10 protein-coding genes and 1 pseudogene are annotated in these 9404 nt (G+C 64.0%); 8 read left to right on the top strand and 3 right to left on the bottom strand.

Features of this window, described 5'->3' with window-relative positions:
* Positions 1-243: 243 nt before the first annotated feature.
* Both UB31_RS42025 and UB31_RS02075 read left to right on the top strand, forming a co-directional pair.
* The gene (locus UB31_RS42025) at positions 244-408 is read left to right on the top strand and encodes a hypothetical protein (protein ID WP_197090756.1); all 165 of its coding nucleotides are present in this window, start codon (positions 244-246) and stop codon (positions 406-408) included.
* 34 nt (positions 409-442) lie between these two features.
* The gene (locus UB31_RS02075) at positions 443-808 is read left to right on the top strand and encodes a hypothetical protein (protein WP_045000248.1); all 366 of its coding nucleotides are present in this window, start codon (positions 443-445) and stop codon (positions 806-808) included.
* 63 nt (positions 809-871) lie between these two features.
* Here UB31_RS02075 and UB31_RS02080 read toward each other — a convergent pair whose 3' ends face one another.
* Positions 872-1117: a DUF6719 family protein gene (locus tag UB31_RS02080; protein WP_045009622.1), complete on the bottom strand. Its 246-nt coding sequence runs from the start codon at positions 1115-1117 to the stop codon at positions 872-874.
* A 51-nt stretch (positions 1118-1168) separates the two neighbouring features.
* Positions 1169-2671 carry a MocR-like pyridoxine biosynthesis transcription factor PdxR gene (gene pdxR, locus UB31_RS02085; protein WP_045009623.1) on the bottom strand — a complete coding sequence of 501 codons (1503 nt, stop codon included), beginning with the start codon at positions 2669-2671 and terminating at the stop codon, positions 1169-1171.
* A gap of 75 nt (positions 2672-2746) precedes the next feature.
* Here pdxR and UB31_RS02090 point away from each other — a divergent pair, with 75 nt between their 5' ends.
* The 5 genes from UB31_RS02090 to kynU all read left to right on the top strand — a co-directional run bounded on the left by UB31_RS02090 (position 2747) and on the right by kynU (position 7955).
* Positions 2747-3472 carry a pyridoxamine 5'-phosphate oxidase family protein gene (locus tag UB31_RS02090; protein ID WP_045009660.1) on the top strand — a complete coding sequence of 242 codons (726 nt, stop codon included), beginning with the start codon at positions 2747-2749 and terminating at the stop codon, positions 3470-3472.
* A 52-nt stretch (positions 3473-3524) separates the two neighbouring features.
* Positions 3525-4802, top strand: a complete 1278-nt coding sequence (locus UB31_RS02095) for an ArgE/DapE family deacylase (RefSeq protein ID WP_045009624.1) — start codon at positions 3525-3527, stop codon at positions 4800-4802.
* A 253-nt stretch (positions 4803-5055) separates the two neighbouring features.
* Complete coding sequence (locus UB31_RS02100) at positions 5056-5865, top strand: hormone-sensitive lipase (protein WP_045009625.1); 810 nt, start codon at positions 5056-5058, stop codon at positions 5863-5865.
* A gap of 39 nt (positions 5866-5904) precedes the next feature.
* Positions 5905-6744: a tryptophan 2,3-dioxygenase gene (gene kynA / locus UB31_RS02105; RefSeq protein WP_045000241.1), complete on the top strand. Its 840-nt coding sequence runs from the start codon at positions 5905-5907 to the stop codon at positions 6742-6744.
* Positions 6745-6752: 8 nt separating this feature from the next.
* Entirely contained in the window at positions 6753-7955 is a 1203-nt protein-coding gene (gene kynU / locus UB31_RS02110; protein WP_045009626.1) for a kynureninase, read from the top strand.
* Here kynU and UB31_RS02115 read toward each other — a convergent pair.
* A pseudogene (locus UB31_RS02115) lies at positions 7931-8723 on the bottom strand (cobalamin-binding protein). The gene kynU and the pseudogene UB31_RS02115 sit on opposite strands and share 25 nt — an antisense overlap.
* Positions 8724-8842: 119 nt before the next feature.
* Here UB31_RS02115 and UB31_RS02120 point away from each other — a divergent pair.
* The gene (locus UB31_RS02120) at positions 8843-9244 is read left to right on the top strand and encodes a PaaI family thioesterase (RefSeq protein ID WP_045009627.1); all 402 of its coding nucleotides are present in this window, start codon (positions 8843-8845) and stop codon (positions 9242-9244) included.
* Positions 9245-9404 lie beyond the last annotated feature (160 nt).

A 9404-nucleotide genomic window follows, 5' to 3' on the forward strand; every position in this document is an offset into this window, starting at 1 on the left:
CAACGTGCGGCACGCCTTTGAGCGCAACGGAGCTTGCCAAGCCAATTTGTGCCGCGGCGCGACCGGCCTGAAATGATTAGGGTTTTCCGCCGAATGTTTCGTCGCCTCGGATGCGACGAAACAATTTCCGCGAAGATGAAACCATTTTCGGCTTTTGGCGCATCACGGAAGAAACCGCGCATGGTTATCACCGCCACAACGACGACGGCGGAACCGCCGGCCACGGAACCTGGAGACAAGTCCATGCGCGCGCTCAGCTTCATCCTTGCTTTCGGCTTCGTGCTCGCCGGTTCCTCGTTCGCAGGGTCGCCCGACGGCAATCTGCCGGGTGTCGGCACCTTCCAGTACAGCGGCTCGCCGGTCACCACCACGGCGCCGCAGCCGATCGTTATCGCCGCGCGCTTCTAATCATTAACAAGAAAATCAGCCGGCACATTCCATCATGCACCTTCGGTTCTGCGCTGCGGCGCTCATGTCCGTTCTGACGATCAGCTCCGCCCAGGCGCAGGTGCGTTCTCCCAGCCGATTACCCGATCCCCGTACCGAGTTCGTCCGCCAATGCGCGCCACGCATGCTCGGGCGTTGGGAGCATCCGGAAGAGGTATGTGGTTGTCTGCATGATCATGCCGCCGCGGTCGTTGAGGATCGCGACCTGCGCGAGGCGCTGCTGCGCGGCATCAGCGAGACCGGTGTACCGACAATCGAGACCGATTGGGTGCCGGCGGCAAAGCAAAGCGAGATCGGCGCGACCTTCACCAAGATCGCCAAGCCGACCTTGCAGTGCATGTTCGACCCCGCGAAGTCGTAGGGCTCTATTGTTTGAGCATGATCTCGTCGGAAATCCGCTTCACGCTTTTCCGGATCATGCTTGTTACTTCGATTTCGGACCGAACCGGCCCACACAGGAACTGGTTCGCAGGACGCCCTTATCGGTCATCTTCGCACCACGCACTTCCTTGACCTGCCCGGCGGGGCAGCTCCCGTCATCCACCATCACGCGCTGACCAAGCTTGAGATCGACGATGTCCTGCTCGCGACCGATCGTGGCCGCTTGAACCGTCGTCGCGAGCGCGGCGGAGATCAGGAGCGAAAGACAGACTGCTTGGCGGAGTGACATGATGTGAGGTCCCGGCATCGATGCCGCAATGTAGGGAGCGGTACACGATTCTCATAGGGAACCTTTGTCACGCCGCCGGGCCGATCCTCTCTTGGTACGCAAGGCGGCGCGCGATTCCCGCGCAAGCCGCTCGGCGGAAGCGACGAGTTGCGGAACCGCATGCCCGGAAAATCCAAGCACGAAGCCCGGCAGCGGACGCGCCCGCGCATAAGTATCGGCCAGCAGCCAGCCTTCCGCGCCAGCCGCCTGCTTCGCCTCGGCGGCAATCGCAGGAGCAACCGACGGATCGAATCGTGCGACCAGGTGCAGGCCCTGCGAGGGCACCGGGACCGACAGCGCGCCGTCGGACGCGGCTTCGAGCGTTTCGGCCAGTGCGTCCCGCGCCTCCCGATAGAGTTTTCGCACGCGCTTCAGGTTTGCGGCGAAGGCGCCGGAATTGAGCATGTCGGCCACTGCGCCTTCCATCAGTGTTCCGGGAAAGCGGTCGAGCGCGGCGCGCGCGGCCGTTACGTCGGCGATCAGGCGCTCGGGCAGGGCGCAATAGCCGATGCGCAGGCCCGGAAACAGCGTTTTGGCGAACGTGCCCATGTAGATCACGCGCTGGAGCTGATCGATGCCGGCGAGCGACATCAGCGGCGCGCCGTCGTAACGGAACTCACTGTCGTAGTCGTCTTCGAACACGAAGGCACCGGCCTGTTTCGCCCAGTCCAGCAGTTCGAGCCGCCGCGGCATGGACATCTGCACGCCCAGCGGAAACTGGTGCGACGGCGTCACATAGGCCGCGCGCGCGGAGGGTGCAGCCGCGCGGCCCTTGGCGATTTGCAGGCCGTGCGCGTCGACGGGAATGGGGACAGTGCGATAGCCGCACTGCGCGATGGTCCTGCGCGCAATGGGATAGCCGGGATCCTCGCACCAGACCTGATCGTTCGCCTTCAGGATCGTGCCGAGCACGATGCGCAGCGTATGCAGCGTGCCGGAGGTGAGCATGATCTGGTCGGGGTCGCAGCGCAGCCCCCGCGCCGACAACAGATGATCGGCGATCGCGACGCGGAGCTCGCGGCTGCCGCGCGGGTCGCCGTAATGCAGATGTTCGGTGCCGAAGGCGCGCATGCGCCGGCCGACAAAGGCACGGAAGCGTTGCAGCGCGCGCTCGTCGATATGGGTGCAGCCGAGCGAGAGCGCGCCTTGCCGAGGAGCCTCGACAACCGCCTTCGGCTTCTTGGATGCGGCAGCCCGTGCCGGGATGCGCGCGGCGACGAACGTGCCGGAGCCGACGGTTGCTTCCGCAAAACCATCCGCGATCAGGCGCTCATAGGCGGTGACGACAGCGTTGCGGCGAAAGCCCGTCTGCTTGGCCAGCGTTCGTGACGGCGGCAACGGCTCGCCGGGTTTTACCAGGCCGCCGACGATCATCTCGCATAGCGCCTGATAGAGCCGGTGCGCCGAGGAGGCGCCGGCCGTGATGTGCGGACCGGTGAGGTCGAGCGGCAACTCGGGCTTTGCCAGCGAAGGGGATTTGGCTGGTGAGGAGGAATTGGTCGGAATTTTTTGCATGGAATTGGCACTATCGCAGACCAAATCGGTCGCTACAACTGGTCTGGAATTCTTCCAATCCCGACAGGAGTGGCCGTGAGCCAGACCGAGACCTCAAATTCCTATCCGACGTCCGCGCGCAACCAGGTCAAGCGCCGTCACGATCGCGGCTTCTACGATCACGACACCGTTCATCGCATCCTGGATTCCTCGATGCTGTGCCACGTCTCCTATGCAATCGACGGCCAGCCCTATTGCACGCCGACCTTCTTCTGGCGCGAGGGGACGAAGCTCTACTGGCACGGCTCGAGCGCCAGCCGCATGCTGCGCAACCAGACCAAGGGTGAGCGGGTGTGCCTGACGGTCGCCCATCTCGACAGCCTCGTGTTGGCGCGCTGCGGCTTCAACCATTCGGCCGACTACCGCGCGGTGATGGCGTTCGGCACCGCCTATCTCGTCACCGACCCCGAGGAAAAAGAGCGTGCGGTGATCGCCATGGTCGACCGCTTCTTCCCGGATCGCACCGCGAGCCTGCGGGCGAGCAATACGCAGGAGATCAAGGCGACCTCCTTCATCGCCATGGAGATCGAGGAGGCCTCGGCCAAAGTCCGCGCCAAGGGTGTCGCCGACGACGACGAAGACTATGCCTTGCCGATCTACGCCGAGCGCATTCCGGTGCGCACCGTGATCGGCGCGCCGGAGCCGTGTCCGCGGCTGCTTGACGGCGTGAGCCGGCCTGCGACGCTGAATGGCTATTCCGAGGGCCGGCTGCTCGAAGACGCATTGCGGGATGCTTATTTTGTGGAGTACCCGAACGGCTAAAATCGGCTAGCTTGCGCGCTCCTTGGACCCTTCGAATGCCTGGAGTTGCCTGATGAATGCCGAGACGCAGCAGAGGATTCTTGACGCCGTCGATGCCGGCTTCGAAGCCCAGCTTGCGACCACATGCGATTTCGTTGCGATCCCTTCGACCCGCGGGGCGGAGGGGCCGTGCCAGGACATGATCGGCGACCTCCTGCGCGAGCGCGGCTACGAGGTCGACGACTGGCACATCAATGTCGACGATCTCAAGGATCTGCGCGGCTTCGGACCAATCGAGCATGACTTCTCCAGGGCGCGCACGGTGGTCGGCACATATCGTCCCACGACTGAGGCCGGCAAATCGCTGATCCTCCAGGGACACTGCGACGTGGTGCCGGCGGGCCCGCTTGAATTGTGGGACACCCCGCCGTTCTCGCCGGTCATCAAGGACGGCAAGATGTTCGGGCGCGGTGCCTGCGACATGAAGTCGGGCACGATCGGCGCGCTCTATGCGCTGGATGCGATCAAGGCCGCGGGGTTCACACCGACGGCGCGAATTCACGTCCAGTCCGTGATCGAGGAGGAGAGCACCGGCGTCGGCGCGCTCTCGACGTTGCAGCGCGGCTATCGTGCCGATGCCTGTTTCATTCCCGAGCCGACCGCCGGCAAGATGGTCCGCTCCCAGGTCGGCGTGATCTGGTTTCGCCTGCGCGTGAAGGGGCATCCGACCCACGTCGCCTTTGCCGGCTCAGGCTCCAACGCCATCATGGCGGCCTATCATCTCGTCCATGCCCTGCAAAAGCTTGAGATCGAGTGGAATGAGCGCGCCAAGGCCGATCGCCACTTCAAGACGCTGAACCATCCCATCAACTTCAACCCCGGCATCATCAAGGGCGGCGATTGGGCCTCCAGCGTGCCGGCCTGGTGCGACGTCGACTGCCGCATTGCCATCCTGCCGGGCTGGTCGGTGGCCGATCACCAGAAAGAGATTCTGGCCTGCGTCACTGCTGCCTCGCGCAACCACCGCTTTCTCGCCAACAATCCACCGGAGGTCGAATGGTCCGGCTTCCTGTCGGAAGGCTATGAGCTGACCGACTCCGCCGCGCCGGAGGCTGCGTTCGGCAAGGCCTTCAACAAGGTCTATGGCGGCGCGGTCGAGGACCTCGTCTTCACCGCGCTCACCGATACCCGCTTCTACGGCTTGAACTATGGCATCCCGAGCCTGTGCTTCGGCGCCAGCGGCGGCGAGATGCACGGCTTTAACGAATACGTCGATCTGGAATCGCTGAAGAAGACGACCAAGGCGATGGCGCTGTTCATCGCGGAGTGGTGCGGGGTGGAGAAGGCGTAGGCGCGGCTCCATTCGCTTCTGCCGTAGGGTGGGCAAAGGCGCTCTTGCGCCGTGCCCACCAATTGTCCTTTGCGTGACGCAGGTGGTGGGCACGCTACGCTTTGCCCACCTACGGCGTCTCGTTTGGAGCTCCCGTTGCCCAATCCACCGGCTCTCCCAGATACTTTAAGCTTAAAATAAAGACTAGGATGCGGGCTTCGCTGGTGGCAGACTGGTGCCTGATCGCAAGGCCTGAGTCCGTCGAGGGAGTACGATGCGCGATTGGGATGATGCTTACGCCAATTCTGCCCATATCCCGGGCTCGGACAGACTGCCGGCGCTGTGGACGGAGCGGGCAGCGGCTTACCGCGCCGGACTGAAGGGTTTTCGTTCCGACATCGCCTACGGATCGGCCGAGCGCCAGCGTCTCGATCTGATCCTGCCCGACGGCGACAGTAAGGGCCTCGTCGTGTTCGTCCACGGCGGCTACTGGATGCGCTTCGACAAATCGACATGGACTGATCTGGCCGAAGGCGCGCGGCACCATGGCTGGACGGTGGCGCTGCCGAGTTACACGCTGACACCGGCCGCGCGCATCTCTGACATCACCGCCGAACTCAGCGCCGCGATCGCCAAGGCGGCCTCGCTCGTCGCGGGTCCAATCCGGCTCGCCGGCCATTCCGCCGGCGGCCATCTGGTCACGCGCATGCTGTGCGACGACAGCCGGCTTGAGCCCGCCGTCTTTAATCGCATCTCCGGCACGCTCTCGATCAGCGGTCTGCATGATCTGCGGCCGCTGCTCAAGACCAAGATGAACGAGACGCTGCGCATGACCATGGAGGAGGCGACGCTCGAAAGCGCGGCGCTGCACCTGCCGCGCGGCCATTCGCCGGTCACGGCCTGGGTCGGCGGCAGCGAGCGGCCCGAATTCATCCGCCAATCCGACCTGATGGCCAATGTCTGGACCGGTTTTGACGTGCAGACGCGCCTCGTCGTCGATCCCGGACTGAACCATTTCACCGTGATCGACGCGCTCAGGGATCCGTCGTCGCCGATCACCGCGCGCCTGATCGGCCTCGATTGACGAGGTGTCTAACGGGATGATCGATCGAGAGGGCCTGCCATGACGTCCAGCGATTACGATCCCACAAGCGAAGGCGCCGAGACCGATTTCGCCCGGCGCATGTCCTATGGCAACTATCTCGCGCTGGATGCAATCCTCGGCGCGCAACATCCGCTCTCGGAAGCGCATGACGAGATGCTGTTCATCATCCAGCATCAGACCACGGAGCTGTGGATGCGGCTTGCCATCCACGAGCTAGCCGCCGCGCGCCGCGCGATCGCCAAGGACGAGGTGGCCCCAGCAATGAAGATGCTGGCGCGGGTATCGCGCATCTTCGAGCAGTTGAACAGCGCCTGGGACGTGCTGCGCACGATGACGCCGAGCGAATACACGCGCTTCCGCTCGCAGCTCGGCCAGTCCTCCGGCTTCCAGTCGCGGCAGTACCGGCTGATCGAATATCTGCTCGGCAACCGCAATCACGCCATGCTGAAGCCGCACGCGCACGACCTCGAAGTGACGCAGCTGCTTGAGGCTGAGCTTGCGACGCCGAGCCTCTATGACGAGGTGTTGCGGCTCGCCGACCGCAATGGACTCAAGATGCCGGCCGCGGTGCTGGCGCGCGATGTGCGCGAGACCCACAGCTTTAACGAGGGCGTGCTGCAGGCCTGGCGTGTGGTCTACGAAGCGCCTGAGACGCATTGGATGCTCTACGAGGTCGCCGAGAAACTGGTCGATTTCGAAGACTATTTCCGGCGCTGGCGCTTCAACCATGTGACGACGGTCGAGCGCGTCATCGGCTTCAAACGCGGTACCGGTGGCACCGGCGGCGTCAGCTATCTCAAGCGCATGCTTGAGATCGAGCTGTTCCCCGAACTCTGGCGCGTCCGTACCATCCTCTAGAGATACCCATGACCAAACTTCGCGTCTACGATGACACCAAGGCGCTGTTCCATCTGCCTGACGGCGTGATCTATCTCGACGGCAATTCGCTCGGCGCGCTGCCGCTTGGTGTCGCCGAGCGCGTCAACCGTGTCATCACGGCCGAGTGGGGCAATGAGCTGATCCGCGCCTGGAATAGCGCGGGCTGGTACGTTCAACCGCGCCGTGTCGGCGATCGGATCGCACGTCTGATCGGCGCAGAGGCCGGCTCGGTGATGATGGGCGACACCCTGTCGTTGAAGGTCTATCAGGCGCTTGCCGCCGCGCTCGACATGAACGTGACGCGCAAAGTCATCCTGTCGGACGCCGGCAATTTCCCTACCGACCTCTACATGGCCGAAGGCCTGATCGCGACGCTCGGGCGCGGCCATCGACTACGCCTGGTGGCGCCCGAGGAGATCGAGGCCGCGCTGTCAGAGGAGATTGCGGTCCTCTACATCACCGAGGTTGATTACCGCACCGGCCGTCGCCACGACATGGCGAAGCTGACCGCGAAGGCGCATGCGCTCGGCATCGTCACGGTCTGGGATCTCGCGCATTCGGCCGGGGCGCTGCCGGTCGATCTGGCAGGCTGCGGTGCGGATTTCGCTGCGGGCTGCACCTACAAATATCTCAACGCCGGCCCCGGCGCGCCGGCGTTTCTGTATGTCGCGCCACGCCACGCCGACAGCGCGCGCGCCGCGCTGTCCGGGTGGATGGGCCACGCAAAACCATTCGCTTTCGATCTCGGCTATCAGCCGGCCGGCGGCATCGAGCGTATGCGCGTCGGTACTCCGCCGGTGCTGGCGATGGCCGCGCTGGAGGCCTCACTCGATATCTGGGATCGTGTCGATATCGGAGAGGTTCGGGCGTGTTCGCTGGCGCTCGGCGATTTGTTCATCGCGGAGGTCGAACGCCGCTGCCCTTCCTTGAAGCTGGTCACGCCACGCGCGCATGAGCGCCGCGGCTCGCAAGTCTCCTTCGCCTTCGAGGGCGGCTACGCCGCCATGCAGGCGGTGATCGCCCGCGGCGTCATCGGCGATTTCCGCGCGCCCGACATCATGCGCTTCGGGATTACGCCGCTGTATATCGGCGAGGACGAGGTGATGAAGGCGGCCGGGATCATCGAGGAGGTGATTTCGGGTGAGGTGTGGCGGCGGCCTGAGTATCAGGTTGTGAATGCTGTGACTTGAGCTCCCCACAGCGCCGTCACGATCGCATCGAGCCCATCCGTCAGCGCCGCAGGCCCGGGCTGCAGGATGATCGACGATTTGATCTCGACGATGCGGTCGTTGCGCACAGCCGGAATTTCATTCCAGCCGTCGCGCTCGCGGATGCGGGCAGGGACGACCTTCTTGCCGCACCATGAAGCGAGGATCACGTCGGGCGCTGCCTTGCGCACCGCGTCCGCCGACACGATGCGGTCCTTCGCAGCCTGCCGATGGCGCAGCTCGCAAAACACGTCCTCGCCGCCGGCGATCTCGATCAGCTCCGACACCCAGCCGATGCCCGAAATCAGCGGATCGTCCCATTCCTCGAAATAGACTTTTGGCCGCGGCGACGGGCGGCGTGTCGCCGCCACCTCCGCAAGTCGACGTTCGAAATCCTGAGCGAGGCGGTCCGCGCGCTCGGCAGCGCCGACCAGCGCACCCAGCGTACGGATCATCGCCAAGATCCCGGCGACGTCGCGCTGGTTGAAGACATGGACGTCGACGCCTTCGCGCACGAGATCGGCGACAATGCCGGCCTGGAGATCGGAGAAGGCCAGCACCAGGTCCGGTTCCAGCGCCAAAACCTTTGGGATGTCCGCCGAAACGAAGGCCGACACCCGCGGCTTCTCGCGGCGCACGAACGGCGTAGCCGGAGACGCCAACGATGCGATCCTGCTCGCCGAGCAGATAGAGCGTTTCGACGGTCTCCTCGGTCAGGCAGACGATGCGGCGGGGCGGGAAGTGGCGCATGGCGAGACCATATGCGCAAATATCGGTGTCGATGTCAGCACGGCCATGACCTCGGACGTCATTGCTTTGCCGCACAGAGCAATTCACGTTGAGAGCACAATGAATTGGGAGGAGATCTGATGACGCCGCTTGAGAAACTTAAAGCGATGAAGATGCCGTTCGCCGAGCTCAAGGGCGTCGAATTCGTCGAAGCCGAGAAGGATCGCGTGGTGGCGCGGATGACGGTCAGGCCCGATCTGTGCACGCTTCATCACACCATCCACGGCGGCGCGGTGATGGCGCTGGCCGATTCCGTCGGGGCGGCTGCGACCGTGATCAACCTGCCGGAGGACGCAAAGGGAACGACCACGCTGGAGAGCAAGACCAACTTCATCGGCGGGGCCAAGGAGGGAACCGTTGTCATCGCCACCGCTACTCCCGTGCACCGGGGACGACGGACCCAGGTCTGGACGACCCGACTGGAGACGGAGGATGGCAAGCTGGTTGCCGTGGTGACCCAGACCCAGCTCGTCCTCGTATGATTACGGGGCCTTGATTTTGTTAACGAATTGGTCGCTTCCCATGCCTCTAACTTGAGCAGGTTCCCATCTTGAAAAACATGTTGCGATGCACAATATTGGAGGTCTAGGGATTCGAACGCCTCCTCGAGGGACACCAAGAGGAGTTTTGACTTGTCACGCA

This window comes from Bradyrhizobium sp. LTSP849 (genome assembly GCF_000938255.1).
Lineage (GTDB): Bacteria > Pseudomonadota > Alphaproteobacteria > Rhizobiales > Xanthobacteraceae > Bradyrhizobium.

What these genes read in the sequence shown, in the direction of transcription:
- UB31_RS42025 (WP_197090756.1), top strand. Translation starts at nt 244, where the DNA reads ATGCGCGCGCTCAGCTTCATCCTTGCTTTCGGCTTCGTGCTCGCCGGT.
- UB31_RS02075 (WP_045000248.1), top strand. Translation starts at nt 443, where the DNA reads ATGCACCTTCGGTTCTGCGCTGCGGCGCTCATGTCCGTTCTGACGATC.
- UB31_RS02080 (WP_045009622.1), bottom strand. Translation starts at nt 1,117, where the DNA reads ATGTCACTCCGCCAAGCAGTCTGTCTTTCGCTCCTGATCTCCGCCGCG.
- pdxR (WP_045009623.1), bottom strand. Translation starts at nt 2,671, where the DNA reads ATGCAAAAAATTCCGACCAATTCCTCCTCACCAGCCAAATCCCCTTCG.
- UB31_RS02095 (WP_045009624.1), top strand. Translation starts at nt 3,525, where the DNA reads ATGAATGCCGAGACGCAGCAGAGGATTCTTGACGCCGTCGATGCCGGC.
- UB31_RS02100 (WP_045009625.1), top strand. Translation starts at nt 5,056, where the DNA reads ATGCGCGATTGGGATGATGCTTACGCCAATTCTGCCCATATCCCGGGC.
- kynA (WP_045000241.1), top strand. Translation starts at nt 5,905, where the DNA reads ATGACGTCCAGCGATTACGATCCCACAAGCGAAGGCGCCGAGACCGAT.
- kynU (WP_045009626.1), top strand. Translation starts at nt 6,753, where the DNA reads ATGACCAAACTTCGCGTCTACGATGACACCAAGGCGCTGTTCCATCTG.
- UB31_RS02120 (WP_045009627.1), top strand. Translation starts at nt 8,843, where the DNA reads ATGACGCCGCTTGAGAAACTTAAAGCGATGAAGATGCCGTTCGCCGAG.